Source organism: Streptomyces sp. NPDC093600 (genome assembly GCF_044764755.1).
Lineage (GTDB): Bacteria > Actinomycetota > Actinomycetes > Streptomycetales > Streptomycetaceae > Streptomyces.
Genome location: NZ_JBIWIU010000001.1, coordinates 888,159 through 907,629 on the forward strand (window position 1 = coordinate 888,159; position 19,471 = coordinate 907,629).

The window sequence follows — 19,471 nt, forward strand, 5'->3', positions numbered from 1 at the left end:
AGGAGGCACCCCCATGCGCGGCCCCGCCGCCCCCACGAGCCCCGGACCCTGGGACTCCCACTCCGAGGCGCTGCTCCGGACGAAGGCGCTGACGACCGAGGAGCCCGCCGCCCCGCCGTCCGCCGGTCTCCCCGGCGGCCAGGCGGACACCGGCGCCCGCCCGCGGCCCGACGCCGCCCCCCGGCCCGCCCGGCGCGGGCCCGCCGACCCCGTCAAGGCGCTCATGCACCGGCATCGGGAGTTGTGCGAGAGGGCCGTCGACGCCCTGGAGATCGCGGCCGGCCTTGAGGCCCACGGAGTCACCGACCGGACCGCCGCCCGGTTCCGGCACCGCGATGTCTTCTCCCTCGCCGAGGAGCTGTACGTGCGCGTGCCCCGGGGCGACGAACCGCCCGCGCGCCCCGCGCGGGACACCGGCGCGCGCGCCGGATGGGCGGGGTGGACGCTGCGCGCCCTCGCGCCCGGAGCCGTCGCCGTCCTCGCCGCCGCGGGACTCGCTCTCACCGAAGGACCCGTGCGCCTCGCCGTCGGCGCGGCCGGGGTCCTCGGCCTGGCCGTCGCGCTCGCCGTCGCCGTCCGGCGCGGCCCCCTGCGCGCCGCCGGCCGCACCGTCCCCGCCGCCCGCGTCTGGACCCTCTGGCTCCTCGCGTACGCCGTCGGCGGGGACGGTCTTCTCCACGAGACGCTGACCGGCGGGCCCGACGAGACCTGGGACCTCGCCCTCGGCCCGCTCGTCGCCCTCGCCCTCGCCGTCGCCCCCGCCGCCTGGTGCGCCCACCTCTTCGCCACGCGGGCCCGCCGCAGGCTCGCCGCCAGCCGGGGCCTCGAGGAATTCGCCGCCGGCACCCGCCCGCTCCTGCTCGTCACCGTCGCGCTCCACACGGCCGTCGTGGCCGCCCTGCTGAGCCTGACCGGCTTCACCTACGGCACCCTCGCCCTCGGTGCCCTGCTGCTGCTCGCCCGGCTGCTCACCGTCCACGGCTTCCCCGAGACCGCGGCGAACGGCCTCGCCGCCGCCTGCGCCGCCGAGGCGCTCGCCGTCGCGACCGTCCTGGCCGGGCGCATCCCCGGCCTCGACATCCTCGCGGAGCCCGTCCGCACCCTCTCCGACCAGTGGGGCCCCGGCGCCCTGCCCGCCCTCGTCTGCGGCGCCGCGGCCGCCGGCCTCCTGGCCCGCGCCACCGTCGCCCTCTCGCGGGCCTCGGCCCACGCCAACCCATAGCGCAGGCCCCCCGCACGCCGGTCCGCCCGACCGGCACGACCCCCGAACCCCGGCGCACCCGCGGAGCCGACGCCGCGGGCGTGCCCACCGCGCAGGACCCCATCCCAAGGAGACGAAAGAGACATGACCTCCCTACACCCAGCAACGGCCGGTCGGCGCGAAGGGGCCGCACGATGAGGGTGCTGCTGCTCGGAGCCAATGGATTCATCGGCCGCTTCGTCGCCGACCGGCTGCTCGCCGACCCGGCGGTCCACCTCACCGCCCTCGGGCGCGGCGACGACGCCGACGTACGGTTCGACCTCGCCGGCGGCAGCCCCGGCGCCCTGACCCGGTTCCTGGACGCCGTCCACCCGGGCGTCGTCGTCAACTGCGCCGGTGCCACCCGCGGCGGCGCCCGCGATCTGACCCGGCACAACACCGTCGCCGTCGCCACCGTCTGCGAGGCCCTGCGCCGCAGCGGCTGCGGCGCCCGGCTGGTCCAGCTCGGCTGCGCCTCGGAGTACGGGCCCGCCCAGCCCGGCTCCTCCACCGCCGAGGACGCCGTGCCCCGCCCCGGCGGCCCGTACGGCGTCTCCAAGCTCGCCGCGACCGAGCTGGTCCTCGGTTCCGGACTCGACGCCGTCGTACTGCGGGTGTTCTCCCCGGTCGGCCCCGGCACCCCCGCCGGCTCCCCGCTCGGCCGCCTCGCCGAGGCGATGCGCCGCGCCATGCAGGCCGGCGACGGCGAGCTCAAGCTCAGCGGCCTCGGCGTGCAGCGCGACTTCGTCGACGTACGGGACGTGGCCCGCGCCGTCCACGCCGCCTCGCTCTCCGCCGCCCAGGGCGTCGTCAACATCGGCACCGGACGGGCGGTCAAGCTCCGCGACGCCGCCGCCGTCCTCGCCCGCGTCGCCGGATACGCCGGAACCCTGCACGAACTCGACGGACCGCCGCAGCGGTCGGTCATCGGCGCGCCGCGCACCGAGACCATCGCCGAACAGCTGGCCGCCGCGCCCCACCCGTACCCCGACGGCTGCGGCGGCTGGCAGCAGGCCGACGTCCGCACCGCCCGCGACCGGCTCGGCTGGCGGCCGCGCATCAACCTCGAGGAATCCCTCGCCGACATCTGGATGGAGGCGGCATGCCGCATCTGACGACGGGCACGACCGGGGCCGTCCAGGAGATGGGCTTCGGCGTCCCCGGCTACGCCCACCCCCTGCTGGCCCCGGTCGAGTGGGCCGAACTGACCCGTCCCGGGACCCCCCTGCACTGGGCCGTCCTCAACGTCGCCGACGGCCCCGGGGCCCGCCCCGACCCGCACTGCCTGGAGGCGGCCGGGAAGCTGCGGAACGCCGGGGTCACGGTGCTCGGGCACCTGGACCTCCACCACGGCTCCCGGGCCTTCGGCGAGATCGTCTCGGACGCCCACCGCTTCCTCGACTGGTACAAGGTCGACGGTTTCTTCCTGGACCGCTGTCCCACGGACCGGGCGGACCTGCCCGAGGTGCGGCGGATCGCGGCGACGCTGGAGGCGGTGCTCGACGGAGAGGCCCATCTCGTCCTGGGCCATGGCGCCCATCCGTACCCCGGCTACGCCGAAGTCGCCGACCAGCTGGTCACCTTCTCCGGCCCCTGGGCGGATTACCGCTGGTCACAGGTGGCGGAGTGGACCGCCGAGTATCCGCCGGAGAAGTTCGTCCATCTCGTCCACGGGGTGCCGCGCAGCCATCTCGACGAGGCGATGCGGATCGCCCGCTGGCAGGGCGCGGGGACGATCTTCTTCACCGACCGCGGAGGCCGGGTGGGACAAACCGACCCGTTCCACACACTGCCCGGCTACTGGGACGAAATCGTCTCGCGCATTGGACCGGGTGTCTCGGAATGAGAAGGGGCGTGGCAGTGTTACGGGGAGAACAACCGTACTGACATACCGACCAACGGAGCCCCCGTGTCGCTGCCACCCCTGGTCGAGCCGGCTGCCGAGCTCACCGTAGACGAGGTCCGCAGGTACTCCCGCCACCTGATCATCCCGGATGTCGGGATGGACGGGCAGAAGCGGCTGAAGAACGCCAAGGTGCTGTGTGTGGGCGCCGGTGGCCTCGGTTCGCCGGCCCTGATGTACCTCGCGGCGGCCGGCGTCGGCACGCTCGGCATCGTGGAGTTCGACGAGGTCGACGAGTCGAACCTGCAGCGTCAGATCATCCACAGCCAGGCGGACATCGGCCGCTCCAAGGCCGCGTCCGCGAAGGACTCGGTCCTCGGCATCAACCCGTACGTGAACGTGATCCTCCACGAAGAGCGGCTCGAGGCCGACAACGTGATGGACATCTTCAGCCAGTACGACCTGATCGTCGACGGCACCGACAACTTCGCCACGCGCTACCTGGTCAACGACGCCTGCGTGCTGCTGAACAAGCCGTACGTCTGGGGTTCGATCTACCGCTTCGACGGCCAGGCCTCCGTCTTCTGGTCCGAGTACGGCCCCTGCTACCGCTGCCTCTACCCGGAGCCCCCGCCGCCGGGCATGGTCCCGTCCTGCGCCGAGGGCGGCGTCCTGGGCGTGCTCTGCGCGTCCATCGGCTCCATCCAGGTCACCGAGGCCATCAAGGTCCTCGCCGGTGTCGGCGACCCGCTGGTCGGCCGGCTGATGATCTACGACGCCCTGGAGATGCAGTACCGCCAGGTCAAGGTCCGCAAGGACCCGAACTGCGCGGTCTGCGGCGAGAACCCGACCGTCACCGAGCTCATCGACTACGAAGCCTTCTGCGGCGTCGTGTCCGAGGAGGCCCAGGAGGCGGCGCTCGGCTCGACGATCACTCCCAAGCAGCTCAAGGAGTGGATCGACGAGGGCGAGAACATCGACATCATCGATGTCCGGGAGGTCAACGAGTACGAGATCGTCTCGATCCCCGGCGCGCGTCTGATCCCCAAGAACGAGTTCCTGATGGGCACCGCCCTCCAGGACCTGCCGCAGGACAAGCGGATCGTCCTGCATTGCAAGACGGGTGTCCGCAGTGCGGAAGTCCTCGCGGTGCTCAAGTCCGCGGGCTTCGCGGACGCGGTGCACGTCGGCGGCGGCGTGATCGGCTGGGTCCACCAGATCGAGCCCGAGAAGCCGGTCTACTAGACCCGTCGGACCCGAGACCCGTTTGACCCGTGGACAACGGCGAGGCCCGGACCTGACATCAGGTCCGGGCCTCGCCGTTCGTGCTACGAGCAGGTCTTCCCGTACGCCGGGACCTTGCCGTCCAGCAGATACGCGTCGATCGTCTTCGTCACGCAGGACGCCGTGCCGTAGGCCCCGTGCCCCTCGCCCTTGTTGGTGACGAGGACGCCCACGCCCTTGCCCAGCTCCTTCGCCATCCGCTCGGCCCCCTCGTACGGCGTCGCCGGGTCACCGGTCGTACCGACCACGAGGATCGGACCCGCGCCGGGCGCGCTCACGTCCATGTCGGCCACCTCGCCCTTCACGGGCCAGTTCGCACACCAGCCGGCCGTGTCCCAGGCCAGGAGCGGCCCGAAGACCGGCGACAGCTTCCGGAACTCCGGCAGCAGCGCCAGCGCCCGCTCGACCGTTCCGCGCTCACTGGAGTCGGCGCAGGAGATCGCGCGCTGGGAGTGCGACTGGGTGGAGTAGTGCCCGGACTCGTCGCGGTCGTTGTAGTAGTCCGCGAGCTGGAGGAGTTCGGCGCCGGAGCCCTTCTCCGCCTGCTGCAGGGCCGACGTCAGCATGGGCCAGCTGGCTTTGGAGTACAGCGTGACCACGATGCCGGTGACCGCGAGCCCCTCGGTCAGGTAGCGCTCACCGACGGGGAGCGGCCGGCTGTCGAGCCGCTCCAGCAGATGGGCGATCCGCTCGGTACCGGCCTTCGGGTCCTCACCCCTGCTCTTCAGGTAGTTGTCCAGGGCCCGCTGGAAGCCGAGCGCCTGGTTGCGCGCCTGCCCCTCGGCGTCGGCGGTCGGGTCGACGACGGCGTCCAGGACGGTCCGGCCCACGTTCTTCGGGAACAGGTGGGCGTAGGTGCCGCCGAGCTGCGTCCCGTACGAGATGCCGAAGTAGTGGAGCTTGGCGTCCCCGAGGACGTGCCGGATCAGATCGAGGTCACGGGCGGTGTTGGAGGTCGTGGTGTGTGCGATGACCTTGCCCGAGCGGCGGGCGCAGCCCGCCCCGAAGGCAGTGCCGTCCTGCATGTACGCGGCCTCCTCGGCCACGGTGTCCGGAGACGGGTCCCACCGGGCCTCGGCCTCGGCGATCTCCTCGTCGTCCTGGCACACGACGGCGGCGCTGCCGCCGACACCGCGCGGGTCGAAGCCGACCAGGTCGTAACGCCGGTTGAGCCCGCCGTACTCGGCGGCCGCGCGGGGGAGGATGTCGACGCCGGAGGCCCCCGGGCCGCCGAAGTTGAAGAGGAGCGAGCCGATCCGGTCGGCCTTGGAGCGGGCCTCCTTGCGGATCAGCGCGATGGGGATCGTCTCGCCGGAGGGCTTCTCGTGGTCGAGGGGGACCTTCACGGTCGCGCAGCGCCAGTCGGCGCCGGGCTTCTCGCCGCCCTCGGGGGCGGCGCACGTCTTCCAGTCGGGGCGCTGGGAGGTGAGCGCGGCGGGCAGGGCGGAGGACGAGTCCGGGGACGTCGCGCCGTCGGCGGACGGGGTCGTACGGGGGGTGTCGGTGGCGGCGCCGGGGCTCGTACAGCCGGCGACCAGAAGCCCGGTGACGGCAAGGACCGCCACCCGTATCCGAATGGACATGATCAACAACCCCCGCGATCCGGACCGGAAAACCGCCATCCTAGGCGGCGGGCGCTCCGCTACTTGCAGACGGTCCCCGAGGCCGGGACCTTGCCCCGCAGGAAGTACGCGTCGACGGCGGCCTGCACGCACTTGTTGCCGCTGTTGTAGGCGCCGTGGCGCGTGCCGTCGTACGTCAGCTCCACGCCGACGCCCTTGCCCAGCGCGTTCACCATCGCGCGGGCGCCCGCGTACGGCGTCGCCGGGTCACCGGTGGTGCCGAGCACCAGGATGGGGGCCGAGCCGGGGGCGGAGACGTCCGGGTGGTCCCAGGTGCCGGGGACCGGCCACTGCGAGCAGCTCGCCAGGGCCCAGCCCATGGCGTCGCCGAAGACGGGCGAGGCCTCGCGGAACTCGGGGAGCCGCTCCTTGGCCTGGCCCAGGGTGTAGCGCTCCTTGAAGTCCACGCAGTTGATGGCCGCGTTCGCCGCCTGGATGTTGCTGTAGCGGCCGTTCTCGTCCCGCCCGTTCATCGAGTCGGAGAGAGCGAGCAGCAGGCCGCCGTCGCCGCCGTCGGCCGCGTCCAGACCCTGTTCCAGGTACTGCCAGTACTCCTCCGTGTACAGCGCCTGCACGATGCCGTTGGTGGCGAGGCTCTGGGTGAGCTTGCGCTCCCCGATGCCCCGGATCGGCTTCTTGTCGAGTTCGGCGAGGAGCCCGGTGATGAACGACTCGATCTCGGCCACGTTCGAGCCGGGCAGGGTGCACGCGTCGCCGCGGTCCACGCAGTCCTTCGCGAAGTTGTCGAGCGCGAGCTGGAAGCCTTTGGCCTGGGCGAGGGCGCCTTCCTCGGTGCCCGCGTTCGGGTCGACGACGGCGTCGAACAGGGCGCGGCCGACGTTCTTGGGGAACAGGTGGGCGTACACCCCGCCCAGTTCCGTTCCGTAGGAGATGCCGAAGTAGTGGAGCTTGTCGTCGCCGAGCACCTGGCGCATCAGGTCCATGTCCCGGGCGGCGTTCGCGGTGCCGACATGGGGGAGCAGGGCGCCGGACTCCCGCTCGCAGCCGCTCGCGTACTTCTTCTGCGCGTCGGAGAGGACCCGCTCCTCGGCGGTGTCGTCGGGCGTGAAGTCCAGGGAGTAGTAGGCGTCCAGCTCCCGGTCGGTCGCGCACTCGACGCCCTCGCTCCGGCCGACGCCCCGGGGGTCGAAGGAGACCAGGTCGTAGCGGGAGCGGAGGTTCTCGTAGTCCGGGGCGAAGGACGGCAGACCGGTGAGGCCGGAGCCGCCGGGGCCGCCGAAGTTGTAGACGAGCGAGCCGATCCGGTTGCCCCGGTCGCGGGCCCGGGCGCGGATCAGGGCGAGCTCGATGGTCTCGCCGTCGGGCTCGGCGTAGTCGAGGGGCGCGTCCATGAAGGCGCACTCCCAGGTCGCGCCCCCGGGGAGCGGCGAGGGGCTGGCGCCGCCGCCCGCGGTGGGGGGTCGGCAGGGCCCCCACTCCAGCTGCTGCGAGGCGAACCGGGCGAGCCCGGTGGCGGTGGGCGTCTCCGGCGCGGCGGCCTCGTCCCCGCCGTCCGTGCAGCCGCCGGCGAGCAGCACGGCGGAGACGGTGAACAGGGCGGCGGCGCGCTGCGCGGCGGAGATCGGCATAGAGCCATCGTGTGCCGGGCGCGTCAGCCCCGCGCGGGCGCATGGGCCACGCGGGTGGCGGTACGGGAGCGGGCGGCGGCTCGGGGCCCGGACGCGCCCGGTCCGCACGACGGCCCCTTAGAGCGCGCCCCGCTTCGTCAGCCAGTTGAAGCAGAGCCAGCCCGGCAGGACGGGCAGCCACAGCGTCAGCAGGCGGTAGAGCAGCACCGCGGGGGTCGCGACCTCCAGCGGGAGGCCGACCGCCACCAGGCCGAACGTCAGCGCGCCCTCGACCGCGCCGACACCGCCCGGCGTCGGCGCCGCCGAACCGAGCGCGTTGCCGGCGAGGAAGACGACGGCCACGCTCGCGTAGCTGATCCCCTGGCTGTCGTGACCGAACGCGCGGATCGAGGCGTCGAGGCAGAGGACGAAGAAACCGGTCAGGAGCAGCATGCCGCCGATGCCGGTGATCAGCTTCATCGGCCGCTGCAGCACGTCCAGCATGCGCGGCACCACACCCGCGAAGAGCGACCGCAGCCGGGTCGACACGAACTTGCGCATGAACGGGATCGCGGTGACCACGAGGACCAGCACCGCCACCGTCAGCAGACCGGCGATGACCGTCCTCGACGGGGTGAAGGACTGCGACTTCTCCGTACCGGTCAGATAGCCGAAGGCGAGCAGCAGCATGATGTGCGCCCCCAGCCCGAACAGCTGCGAGGCGCCGACGCTCGCCACCGCGAGCCCCGGCCGCACCCCCGAGCGCTGGAGGAACCGGGTGTTCAGCGCGACACCGCCCACCGCCGCCGGGGCGACGATCTTCACGAACGACCCGGCGACCTGCGCGATCACCGTCCGCCAGAACCCCACCCGCTCCGGTACGAAGCCGAGCAGGCTCATCGCCGCCGCGACATAGCTCAGCGCCGAGAACAGCACCGCCGCCGCCACCCAGCGCCAGTCGGCCTGGCTGATGGTGGACAGCGGTGTGCGGGCGATCTGCGAGAGCAGGAAGTACGCGGCGACGGCGCCGGCGATCAGGCTCACCAGGGTGCGCGGCTTGATCCGCTCCAGGCGGACCGGCTCGACGGGTGCCTGGGGCCGGATCAGCAGCACCTGCTGGCGGATCTGGGCGAGGAGGTCCTCGTCGCGGGCCTCGTCGAGCGCCTCGTCGAGGGCCCGCTTCTCGGCCTGCTTCTCCGCCCTCTCGATCCTCCGGTCCGACTTGCGGTCGAGCTTCGCCTCGCCCTCGGCGGTGGCGGCCTCCACCCTGGCCCGCTTCGCCGCCTCCGAGGCTTCCAGGACGGCCTCGCGCTCCCGCTTCGACCGCTCCCTGGCCATTTTCCGGAGCGTCGCGCGCGTGGAGCGGCTCAGCGCGATCGGCTGGAGGAGGGGGAGGCAGTCGGCGATGGCGTCCGGGCCGAGAACCTCCACGGCCGCGGCCACCGCCCGCTCGGCGCCGACCCGCAGACCGAGGGTGGTGAGGAGCTGGGCGATGTCCATCCGCAGCACCAGATCGCCCGCGGCGATCTCACCGCCCCGCAGATCCGTCAGGATCACCTTGCCGGAACGATCCACCAGGATCGCGTCCCCCGTGAGCCTCCGGTGCGCGATCCGGCGCGACTGCAGGGCCCGCACCTGATGCCAGGCGCTGCGCACCAGCTCGTCGGTGATCTCCTTGTCCTCCAGCGAGTCCAGGGTCCGGCCGCCCAGGTGCTCGTACACGAGCATCACGGCGTCGGGTCCCAGCTCGGAGGTGGCGATCAGCTTCGGCGCGTTGGCACCGGCGGCGATCGCCGCGTACGCGAGGAGGGCCTCCTGCTCCAGTGCCTGGCGCAGCGAGACGATCGAGCGCCGGGTGGTGATCGCGCGCAGGGTCAGCCGGCGCCACGCGCGGTAGAAGAAGCCGTGCGCCTGCTGCTCGCGGTCGACGACCGTGACGTCGAGCGGCGGCCCGTCCTCCAGGGTCACGATGTAGCGGCGGCCCCGGTCGCCGGTGTCCGCGGAGTCCGGTACGCCCTCCGCGCGCATGGCCGTGACCGGCCGGAAGCCGACCCTGCGCAGGCCGGCGAGGAGTGTCTGGCCGGTGGGCCGGACGTTGGGGGAGCCGACCGCGTACAGCGTTCCGTACGCCACGGTCCAGCCGATGAGGACGGTCAGGATGACGGAGAAGGCGGTGGTGTAGCCGGCCACCAGCATCGTGAACGCGTCGAGCAGCAGGACCGCCCACAGCACCACCCGCCAGCGGGGCCTGCGGGCCATGCCGACGGCGGTCATGTACGCGATGACGGGCGCGAGGTAGTTGTGCACCGGGTCGGTGAGACCGCCCCCGGCCTGCGGCTGGGTCAGCGCGTCCTGGATGGTGCCGGGCGCGGCCTTGGCGACCCAGAGGTCGGTGGCGAGGGTGACACCGTGGGCGAGGACGGCGGCGAGGACGCCGTCGGCGATCCGCAGCCCGTCGCGTTTGATCAGCCGCTCGATGGCGAAGGCGACCGGTACGAGCAGCACGGCGATGCTGGAGACCAGGCCGGCGATCTTGACGAAGAGGTCGGGGGCGCCGCCCGCGCCCTTGTTGATGTCCTGCTCCAGGCCGGAGGTGGTGCCGTGGGCGAAGGCGGCGATGGCGATGACGACGGCGATCGCGAGGACACCGACGAGGAGCCGCATGAGGTCGGAGGGCCGGTGCACACGGGCGGCGAGCAGGGGCTCGTCGACGGAGACGCGTTCGCTGGGTTCCCCGTCGGAGGCGGGCACGCCGGGGCGAGCCCCCTCCTGTGGAGGCTGAGCGTCGTGCCCCATCACCATGTCCGTCTCTGCTTGTGCCACTTTTACCACTTGCGTGGATTGTCCGTCTTGTTCGTTCCGGGCGTCTTGTTCGAAGTGCTCGACTTGTTCGAAGTGCTCGACCCGGTGCTCCGGTCGCCCTCGGTCTCGTCTCACCCGTCACCGCCCGCACGATGGTGGCACGAAGCGGGGCCCGACGGAGGCATCAGGGGGTTGTCGGTGCGGTGAGGCAGGATGGTCCGGATGAGCGCCGAGGAACCTCACGATCTTCCCGCGGAGCCTCCCGCGGAACCCGCAGCGGATCCCGCCACCGATCCCGCCGCGGAACTTCCCCCGTACGCGGAGCGGGTGCTGGACGTCGCCGAGCTGATCCCGCCGGGCCGCGTGATGACCTACGGCGACGTGGCCGAATGGCTGGACGAGGGCGGGCCGCGCCAGGTCGGCCGCGTCATGGCCCTGTACGGCGGCGCGGTGCCGTGGTGGCGCGTGGTGCGCGCCGACGGCACGCTGCTGCCCGGCCACGAGCTGCGCGCGCTCGGCCACTACCGCGAGGAGGGCACGCCGCTGCGCGAGGCCGGGCGTGCCGCCGAAGGACATCTGCCGAAGCTCGACATGCGGCGGGCACGGTGGGATGGCGGACCTCACACGTGACAGCTTCCGCCATGGCGCGACGGGGCGGCCGGTCGCAGGACCGTACGGAGTACGACTCGGACGCCGTTCGTATCCCGTAACGTCGTCGTTCGTCCCGTACGGGTCTCCCCTCAGCACCAGCACACCATCCACCAGGACCGGCGATCCACGTGAGTACCTCCTCCACCACCCGACGTACGCGGCGGGCCCCCGGCGCGTACCGGCTGGTGCGTACCGCGCCGGCCCCGGTGGATCCCCCTCTGCTGGACGCAGCGCAGCGTGAAGTGGTTGACCACGACGGCGGACCACTGCTCGTCCTGGCCGGACCGGGCACCGGGAAGACCACGACCCTGGTGGAGGCGGTCGCGGCCCGCGTCGAGAAGGGGGCGGACCCGGAGCGCATCCTGGTCCTCACCTTCAGCCGCAAGGCGGCGGTGGAACTGCGCGACCGGATGGCGGCGCGACTCGGCGGCGCGCGACCGCCACAGGCGACGACCTTCCACTCGTACTGCTACGCCCTGATCCGCGCCCACCAGGACGCCGACCTGTTCGCGGAGCCGCTGCGCCTGCTGTCGGGTCCCGAGCAGGACCTCGCGGTCCGAGAGCTGCTCGCGGGCCAGATCGACCTGGAGAAGGCGGGCCTGGGCCGGGTCCGGTGGCCCGACGAACTGCGGGCCTGCCTGACGACACGCGGTTTCGCCGACGAGGTACGGGCCGTCCTCGCGCGCTCCCGGGAGCTCGGGCTCTCGCCCGGGGCGCTCGCGGAGTTCGCCCAGCGGGTCGGGCGGCCCGACTGGAAGGCGGCGGCCGGGTTCCTCGCGGAGTACCTGGACGTCCTGGACCTGCAGGGAGTCCTCGACTACACGGAGCTGGTCCACCGGGCGGTCCTGCTCGCGGAGCGCGTGACGCTGCCCGAGTACGACGCGGTCTTCGTCGACGAGTACCAGGACACCGACCCGGCACAGGTCCGTCTCCTCGCGGCGCTGACGGGCAATCCGACCGGGGCGGCCCGAAGGGCGTCCGCGCGGGGCGGCGGCCGGGCGACGGGCGGGCGCACGGTGGTCGCCTTCGGCGACCCCGACCAGTCGATCTACGCGTTCCGGGGGGCCGACGTCAACGGCATCCTGGACTTCCCCGACACCTTCCGCGGCCCGGACGGCCGGCCCGCGGACGTCCGGGTCCTGACGACCTCCCGGCGCTCGGGCGCGGCCCTGCTGGCGGCCACCCGGCTCCTCACCCAGCGCATGCCCCTGCCCCGGCTGCCCGCCGACAAGGTGCGCGCCCACCGCGACCTGGCGGCGGTGCGAGGCGGGGGGCGCGTGGAGGCGTACACCTACCCGACCGCCTCCACCGAAGTCGACAACATCGCCGACCTGCTGCGCCGGGCCCACCTCGAAGACGGCGTCCCCTGGCACGCCATGGCCGTCCTCGTCCGCGCCCGCACCCCTATACCGGCACTGCGCCGCGCCCTGACGTCGGCGGGCGTCCCCCTCGAAACCGACACCGCCGACACCCCCCTCCGCCACGAACCGGCGGTCGCCCCCCTCCTCCTCGCCCTCCGCGCGGCGGCGACGGCGACCCGGCCGGAGCGGGGGCGGGGGGACGGTGTCCCGGAAGGGGCGCGGGCGGACGGTGTCCCCGAAGGGGACAGAGAGGCCGGGAGGGCCTCGGAGAGCGGCGGGGGCGCCGTGGGCGGCGGCGCGCTTGGCGCTGCCGAGGCGCCTGGGACTTCCGAGGCCGGTGACGCGCCCGACGCTTCCGGGGCGACGGGGACGTCCGAAACCGACGTTGTGCCCGGCCCGGCCGAGGCACCCGGCGCTGCCGAGGCGCCCGGGGCGGCGGAGGCACTTAGGGGTGCCGAGACACCGGGAGCCTCCGAGGCGCCCGGGGCTGCACGGGAACCCGAAGTCCCCGAGGTACCCGAAGTCCCCGAGGCACCCGGGGCTGCCGAGACCCGCAGCGCTGCCGAGGCACCCGAGGCCGCCGAGGGCGACCGTGGCGGTGCGGGCGATACGGGTTGGCTCGACACCGAGACCGCGCTCGCGCTGCTCGGCTCGCCGCTCGCCGGGATGGACCCCGCCGATCTCCGGCGACTCGGGCGGGCCCTGCGCGACGAGGAGCGGGCCGGCGGCAACCACGTGCCGCCCCCCTCCGACGTGCTGCTCACCCGCGCCCTCGCCGAGCCCGAGCGGCTCGTCGCCCACGACCAGTCCTACGCCCGGGGCGCCAAGCGCCTCGGTGACCTCCTGCGGCAGGCCCGCGACCGCCTCGCCGCCGGCGGCACCGCCGAAGAAGCCCTCTGGATCCTCTGGAACGGCACCCCCTGGCCCAGCCGCCTGGAGCGCGCCGCACTGCGCGGTGGCGCCGCCGGGCGCAACGCCGACCGCGACCTCGACGCCGTCTGCGCCCTGTTCGAGACCGCCGCCCGCGCCGAGGACCGCGTCGGCGGCCGCGGCGCCCTCAACTTCCTCGAAGAGCTCGACGCCCAGGACATCGCCGCCGACACCCTCTCCAAGCGGCAGGCCCGCCCCGACGCCGTCCGTCTCATGACCGCACACCGCTCCAAGGGCCTGGAGTGGAGCCTGGTCGTCGTCCCCGGCGTCCAGGAGGGCCTCTGGCCCGACCTGCGCCGCCGCGGCTCCCTCCTCGAAGCCGACCGCATCGGCCGCGACGGCCTCGCCGAGCCCCTCACCCCCGGCGCCCTCCTCGCCGAGGAGCGCCGCCTCTTCTACGTCGCCGCCACCCGCGCCCGCGACCGCCTCGTCGTGACCGCCGTCAAGGCCCCCGCCGAGGACGGCGACCAGCCCTCCCGCTTCCTCACCGAACTCGGCACCGAACCCAAGGACGTCCCCGGCCGCCCCCGCCGCCCCCTCGCCGTCGCCGCCCTCGTCGCCGAACTGCGCGCCACCACCGTCGACCCGGCCGCCTCCGACGCGCTCCGCGCCGCCGCCGCCGAACGCCTCGCCCACCTCGCCGCCCTCACCGACGACGACGGGCAGCCCCTGGTGCCGGCCGCGCACCCGGACCGCTGGTGGGGCCTGTTCGAGCCCACGCACAGCACCGTCCCCCTCCGCGACCGGGACCGCCCCGTCACCCTCTCCGGCTCCGCCCTCGACCAGCTCGCCAACACCTGCTCCCTCCAGTGGTTCCTCGGCCGCGAGGTCAAGGCCGACGCCCCCGCCACCGCCGCCCAGGGCTTCGGCAACGTCGTCCACGTCCTCGCCGACGAGGTCGCCTCCGGCCGCACCCCCGCCGACCTCGACGTCCTGATGGCCCGCCTCGACTCCGTCTGGGACGGCCTCGCCTTCGACGCCCCCTGGAAGTCCGCCCAGGAGAAGGAGCACGCGCGCGTGGCGCTGGAAAGGTTCCTGCGCTGGCACGTCATGGACCGCGGCGGCCGCACCCCGGCCGCCACCGAGCACGACTTCGACGTCACCCTCGAAGCCGGTGAGTACGAGGTCCGGATCCGCGGCTCCATGGACCGCGTCGAGGCCGACGAGCACGGCCGCGCGTACGTCGTCGACTTCAAGACCGGCAAGTCCGCCCCCACCCGCGACGAGGTGGCCCACCACCCCCAGCTCGCCGTCTACCAGCTCGCGGTACGCGAAGGAGCCGTCGACGAGGTCTTCGACGGCCGCCGCCCGGACCCGGGAGGCGCCGAACTCGTACAGCTGCGCCAGCCGGCCCCCAAGAAGGAGGGCGGGGACGCGCTCCCCAAGGTGCAGGCGCAGGAGCCCCTGGCGGGGGAGTGGGTCGGCGACCTGCTGGCCACCGCGGCCGGCCGCGTCCTGGACGAGCGCTTCACCCCCTCCACCGGCCAGCACTGCACCCACTGCGCCTTCCGCGCCTCGTGCAGCGCCCAGCCGGAGGGCCGCCACATCGTCGAATGAGCCACGGCACGGCACGGCAAGAACCAACTGGCGGACCGGCTGACCGGTGGACCGGTGGACAGGGCCCGAGCGGACTAGCGGGAGCGCGCCGGGCGGTCCAATCTGGTACGAGGGGCACACGCGAGGAGGGCCCTATGCGATCCCGCCGCAAGCTCCGGGCCGCGACCGTCGTCTGCGCGGCCGTGATCGCGGGCGCCGCCCCGACCGGATGGGCGGCCGCGACCCCGGCGCCCTCGGACGCGCGGACCGTGGCCGTCGCGCCGTCGCCCGATCCGTTCCGGGATCTGAGCGCCGATGAGATCGGCGACCGGGCCGTCACCGCCACCCAGTCCGCGACCTCCCTGCGAATGGCCGGCCGGGTCACGTCGGACGGACAGCCGGTGGACATCGACCTCGCCCTCAACGACAAGAACGAGTGCACGGGGCAGATGAAGATCAAGGGAGGCACCGCCGACCTGCGGCAGGCCGCCAAGATCACGTACTTGAAGGGCGACGAGCCCTTCTGGCGTGCCTCGATGGCATCCCGCGGGACTCCGCAGCAGCGGGCCGACGCGACCGTCGAACTCCTGAAGGACCGCTGGCTGAAGATCACTCCGGGGCAGTCCGGCACCAGCGACCTGAGCGAGGTCTGCGACCTCAAGAAGCTGCTCGACGACATGGGCGACGAGCCCGCCGAGCGCAAAGGGCTGACCCGAGGACCGGACGCCGAGGTCGAGGGGACCCCCGTCGCCACGCTCGTGAAGAAGAAGCCCGGCGGAGAGACGACCACGGTCTCCGTCTCCCAGGAGGGCAAGCCCCACATCCTCAAGATGGTCAAGACGGGCGGCGACGAGCCCGGGTCGATCGTCCTCTCCGACTACGACAAGCCCGTGAAGGTCGTCGTACCGCCGGAGAAGGAGACGCTGGACGTCTCCAAACTGAACCCGAACGCCCCCAGCTGACCCGCTCTGCCTGAGCCCGGCCACTGACAGCCCGGGCGGGGTTGTCAGTGGTCCCCGTTAGCCTCTCTGAGGTGACCGCACGCATCACCGACCCCGAGCAGCTCAAGGAGCTCCTCGGCATCCCGTTCACCCCGGAGCAGACGGCCTGCATCATCGCGCCGCCCGCCCCGCAGGTCATCGTGGCCGGAGCCGGTTCCGGCAAGACGACGGTGATGGCCGCCCGGGTGGTCTGGCTGGTCGGCACGGGCCAGGTCGCCCCCGAACAGGTCCTCGGCCTCACCTTCACCAACAAGGCCGCCGGCGAACTCGCCGAACGCGTCCGCACCGCCCTCGTCCGCGCCGGCGTCACCGACCCCGACGCCATCGACCCCGACAACCCGCCCGGCGAGCCCCGCATCTCCACGTACCACGCCTTCGCCGGGCAGCTGCTGACCGATCACGGCCTGCGGCTCGGCCTGGAGCCCACCTCCCGGCTGCTCGCCGACGCCACCCGCTACCAGCTCGCCGCGCGCGTGCTGCGCGAAGCCCCCGGCCCGTACCCCGCCCTGACGAAGTCGTTCCCGACCCTCGTCAGCGATCTCCTCGCCCTCGACGCCGAGCTGTCCGAGCACCTCGTCCGTCCGCGGGACCTGGAGGCGTACGACTCCGAGCTCCTCGACGACCTCGCCCGCGCCAAGCTCTCCAACGCCGACCTGCGCAAGGTCCCGGAGACCGCCGCCGCCCGCCGCGAACTGCTCGACCTCGTCGTCCGCTACCGCGCCGCCAAACGCTCCCGCGATCTGCTCGACTTCGGCGACCAGATCGCCCTCTCCGCCCAGCTCGCCACCACCCGCCCCGAGGTCGGCGCCATCCTCCGGGACGAGTTCCGGGTGGTGCTCCTCGACGAGTACCAGGACACCTCCGTCGCCCAGCGGCTGCTGCTCTCCGGCCTCTTCGGCGGAGGGACCGGACACGCCGTGACCGCCGTCGGCGACCCCTGCCAGGCGATCTACGGCTGGCGCGGAGCGTCCGTCGCCAACCTCGACGACTTCCCCGCCCACTTCCCGTACGCGGACGGCACCCCCGCCTCCCGCCACGCCCTCTCCGAGAACCGGCGCAGCGGCGGCCGGCTGCTCGACCTCGCCAACGGGCTCGCCGCCCCCCTGCGCGCCATGCACGCGGGCGTGGAGGCGCTGCGCCCGGCGCCCGGCGCGGAGGGCGACGGCACGGTGCGCGTCGCGCTGCTGCCCACGCACGCCGAGGAGATCGACTGGCTCGCCGACTCCCTCGCCCACCTCGTCCGCACCGGCAGGGAACCGGGCGAGATCGCCGTCCTGTGCCGTACGGCGACCGACTTCCCCGCCATCCAGGCCGCCCTGGTCGCCCGCGACGTCCCCGTCGAGGTCGTCGGCCTCTCCGGGCTCCTGCACCTCCCCGAGATCGCCGACCTGGTCGCGGTGTGCGAAGTCCTCCAGGACCCGGGCGCCAACGCCTCCCTCGTCCGCCTCCTCACCGGCCCACGCTGGCGCATCGGCCCGCGCGACCTGGCCCTCCTCGGCCGCCGCGCCCGGCTCCTCGTGCACCGCGAACGCGCCGGCGACGCCGGCGACGACGACCGGCGGCTCGCCGCCGCCGTCGAGGGAGTCGACCCGGCCGAGGTCATCTCGCTGGCCGACGCGCTCGACACCTTCCTGGACTCCGGAGGCGAGGACGACGGCCTGCCGTTCTCCGCCCAGGCCCGGGTCCGCTTCGCCCGCCTCGCCACCGAGCTGCGCCAGCTGCGCTCCTCGCTCGCCGACCCCCTGATGGACGTCCTGCACCGGATCCTCGCCACCACCGGCCTGGAGGTCGAACTCTCCGCCTCCCCGCACGCGCTCGCCGCCCGCCGCCGCGAGACCCTCTCCAACTTCCTCGACATAGCGGCGGGCTTCGCCTCCCTGGACGGCGAGGCGACCCTGCTGGCCTTCCTCGGCTTCCTGCGTACGGCCGCGCAGTACGAGAAGGGCCTCGACAACGCCCTCCCGGGCGGCGAGAACACGGTCAAGGTCCTCACGGCGCACAAGTCCAAGGGCCTCGAATGGGACGTCGTGGCGGTGCCCGGCCTGGTCGCCTCCCAGTTCCCCAGCGGCAGGTCGCGCGAGTCGTGGACGTCGCAGCCGCAGGTGCTGCCGCACGCCCTGCGCGGCGACTCCGCCACCCTGCCGGACGTGGACAGCTGGGACGCCGCCTCCCTCAAGGCGTTCAAGGAGCGGATGCGGGAGCACCAGCACACCGAGGAGCTCCGCCTCGGCTATGTGACCTTCACCCGCCCCCGCTCCCTCCTCCTCGGCTCCGCCCACTGGTGGGGCCCGGCCCAGAAGAAGCCGCGCGGCCCTTCGGAGTTCCTCATGGCCCTCCACGACCACTGCGCGGCCGGCTTCGGCGAGATCGAGGCCTGGGCCGACGAACCGGAACCGGACGCCGAGAACCCCTCGCTGAAGGAGGCGACCGCCGACCAGGCATGGCCCCTGCCCCTGGACCCCGCGTCCTTCTCCCGCCGCCGCGCAGCGGCGGCGGCGGTCGAGGCGGCGCTGCGGGCCCGCACCGCGCACCCGCTGCCCGCGCAAGCGCGAGCACCCCAGGACCCCCAGGACGCCGAGGACCTCTGGCCCGACGAGGAGCCCCTCTGGGACGACGAACCTCTCTGGGACGACGAACCCCCGGCCGGGGACGAACCCCTGGTCCACGAGGGGCCTCCGGCCTACGACGCGTCCCCTGCCTACGACGAGCCCCCGGCCGGCGAGGTCCCCGCGCCCCGAGCGCCCCGGGACGACGCTCCTGAGCCGGCCCTCACCCCCGAGCCGGCCCTCACCCCCGAGCCGGCCCTCACCCCGGAGCCGGCCCTCACCCCGGAGCCGGCCCTCACCCCGGAGGAGGCCAGAACCCTCGCCTCCTGGGACCGCGACCTCACCGCGCTCACCACCGAGCTCCGCCGCGCCCGCGCCACCACCCGCGATGTCCTCCTGCCCGCCTACCTCTCCGCCTCCCAGGTCCTCCGCCTCGCCGCCGATCCCGACGGCTTCGCCCAGGACCTGGCCCGGCCCATGCCCCGCCCGCCGCAACCCGCGGCCCGCCGCGGCACCCGGTTCCACGCGTGGGTGGAGTCCCGGTTCGAGGAGCTGCCGCTCCCCATGCTCGGCCCCGACGAACTCCCCGGCGGAGAGGACTTCGCCGGCGAACCCGAGATCGTCGACGAGCGGGACCTCGACGTCCTCAAGGAGGCCTTCGCCCGCACGCCGTACGCCCGCCGCACCCCGTACCGCGTCGAGGTCCCCGTCCATCTCTCCCTCGCGGGACGGGTGATCCGGGGCAGGATCGACGCCGTCTACCGGGACCCGGAATCCGGTGCGTACGAGATCGTCGACTGGAAGACCAGCCACCTCCGCACCGCCGACCCGCTTCAGCTCGCGATCTACCGTCTCGCCTGGGCCGAGCAGCACGGCGTCCCCGTCGAGGAGGTGGCGGCCGCCTTCGTCTACGTCCGCACCGGAGAGGTCGTACGGCCCCGCAGCCTGCCCGGCCGTGCCGAGCTCGAGGACATCCTGCTCGGGGGAGAGGAGCCGGGAGGGGAGCCCGGTGCGGAGCCCGCCTCTGAGGGCGGTCCGGAGGGCGGACCGCCGAGCCGCCCCGCCCGGGGCGCCGGATAGGCTCAGG

At 73.7% G+C, this 19,471-nt stretch carries 11 protein-coding genes; 8 read left to right on the forward strand and 3 right to left on the reverse strand.

Annotated features, from left to right (window positions below):
- The first annotated feature begins 13 nt into the window (after positions 1–13).
- From ACIRB4_RS04380 to moeZ, 4 genes are all read left to right on the forward strand, one after another.
- The gene (locus tag ACIRB4_RS04380; protein WP_403288344.1) at positions 14–1,222 is read left to right on the forward strand and encodes a hypothetical protein; all 1,209 of its coding nucleotides are present in this window, start codon (positions 14–16) and stop codon (positions 1,220–1,222) included.
- Between the two features lie 173 nt (positions 1,223–1,395).
- Positions 1,396–2,355, forward strand: coding sequence for an NAD-dependent epimerase/dehydratase family protein (locus tag ACIRB4_RS04385; protein ID WP_403288345.1), 960 nt, complete (start codon positions 1,396–1,398; stop codon positions 2,353–2,355).
- Positions 2,343–3,086 (forward strand): spherulation-specific family 4 protein, encoded by a 744-nt coding sequence (locus ACIRB4_RS04390; RefSeq protein WP_403288346.1) that lies wholly within the window; start codon positions 2,343–2,345, stop codon positions 3,084–3,086. Before ACIRB4_RS04385 ends, ACIRB4_RS04390 begins: the two co-directional genes overlap by 13 nt.
- A 63-nt stretch (positions 3,087–3,149) precedes the next feature.
- Positions 3,150–4,328 (forward strand): adenylyltransferase/sulfurtransferase MoeZ, encoded by a 1,179-nt coding sequence (gene moeZ / locus ACIRB4_RS04395; RefSeq protein ID WP_403288348.1) that lies wholly within the window; start codon positions 3,150–3,152, stop codon positions 4,326–4,328.
- Between the two features lie 83 nt (positions 4,329–4,411).
- Here the strand turns inward: moeZ and ACIRB4_RS04400 are convergent, their stop codons facing one another.
- The 3 genes from ACIRB4_RS04400 to ACIRB4_RS04410 all read right to left on the reverse strand — a co-directional run bounded on the left by ACIRB4_RS04400 (position 4,412) and on the right by ACIRB4_RS04410 (position 10,359).
- Positions 4,412–5,950 (reverse strand): alpha/beta hydrolase, encoded by a 1,539-nt coding sequence (locus tag ACIRB4_RS04400; protein WP_403288349.1) that lies wholly within the window; start codon positions 5,948–5,950, stop codon positions 4,412–4,414.
- A 59-nt stretch (positions 5,951–6,009) separates the two neighbouring features.
- Positions 6,010–7,578: an alpha/beta hydrolase gene (locus tag ACIRB4_RS04405; RefSeq protein WP_403288350.1), complete on the reverse strand. Its 1,569-nt coding sequence runs from the start codon at positions 7,576–7,578 to the stop codon at positions 6,010–6,012.
- Positions 7,579–7,695: 117 nt separating this feature from the next.
- Positions 7,696–10,359 (reverse strand): flippase-like domain-containing protein, encoded by a 2,664-nt coding sequence (locus ACIRB4_RS04410; protein ID WP_403288670.1) that lies wholly within the window; start codon positions 10,357–10,359, stop codon positions 7,696–7,698.
- Positions 10,360–10,581: 222 nt separating this feature from the next.
- Here ACIRB4_RS04410 and ACIRB4_RS04415 point away from each other — a divergent pair, with 222 nt between their 5' ends.
- From ACIRB4_RS04415 to ACIRB4_RS04430, 4 genes are all read left to right on the forward strand, one after another.
- Positions 10,582–10,989 carry an MGMT family protein gene (locus ACIRB4_RS04415; protein WP_403288351.1) on the forward strand — a complete coding sequence of 136 codons (408 nt, stop codon included), beginning with the start codon at positions 10,582–10,584 and terminating at the stop codon, positions 10,987–10,989.
- Positions 10,990–11,138: 149 nt separating this feature from the next.
- On the forward strand, positions 11,139–14,858 hold the full coding sequence (locus tag ACIRB4_RS04420) for an ATP-dependent helicase (protein WP_403288352.1): 3,720 nt from the start codon (positions 11,139–11,141) through the stop codon (positions 14,856–14,858).
- A 134-nt stretch (positions 14,859–14,992) separates the two neighbouring features.
- Positions 14,993–15,799: a hypothetical protein gene (locus ACIRB4_RS04425; RefSeq protein ID WP_403288353.1), complete on the forward strand. Its 807-nt coding sequence runs from the start codon at positions 14,993–14,995 to the stop codon at positions 15,797–15,799.
- A 71-nt stretch (positions 15,800–15,870) separates the two neighbouring features.
- Positions 15,871–19,464, forward strand: a complete 3,594-nt coding sequence (locus ACIRB4_RS04430; protein ID WP_403288355.1) for a UvrD-helicase domain-containing protein — start codon at positions 15,871–15,873, stop codon at positions 19,462–19,464.
- Positions 19,465–19,471 lie beyond the last annotated feature (7 nt).

Bases quoted from the DNA above. Each gene is read 5' to 3' on its own strand.
- ACIRB4_RS04380 (WP_403288344.1), top strand. From the start codon at position 14: ATGCGCGGCCCCGCCGCCCCCACGAGCCCCGGACCCTGGGACTCCCAC.
- ACIRB4_RS04385 (WP_403288345.1), top strand. From the start codon at position 1,396: ATGAGGGTGCTGCTGCTCGGAGCCAATGGATTCATCGGCCGCTTCGTC.
- ACIRB4_RS04390 (WP_403288346.1), top strand. From the start codon at position 2,343: ATGCCGCATCTGACGACGGGCACGACCGGGGCCGTCCAGGAGATGGGC.
- ACIRB4_RS04400 (WP_403288349.1), bottom strand. From the start codon at position 5,950: ATGTCCATTCGGATACGGGTGGCGGTCCTTGCCGTCACCGGGCTTCTG.
- ACIRB4_RS04405 (WP_403288350.1), bottom strand. From the start codon at position 7,578: ATGCCGATCTCCGCCGCGCAGCGCGCCGCCGCCCTGTTCACCGTCTCC.
- ACIRB4_RS04410 (WP_403288670.1), bottom strand. From the start codon at position 10,359: ATGGTGATGGGGCACGACGCTCAGCCTCCACAGGAGGGGGCTCGCCCC.
- ACIRB4_RS04415 (WP_403288351.1), top strand. From the start codon at position 10,582: ATGAGCGCCGAGGAACCTCACGATCTTCCCGCGGAGCCTCCCGCGGAA.
- ACIRB4_RS04425 (WP_403288353.1), top strand. From the start codon at position 14,993: ATGCGATCCCGCCGCAAGCTCCGGGCCGCGACCGTCGTCTGCGCGGCC.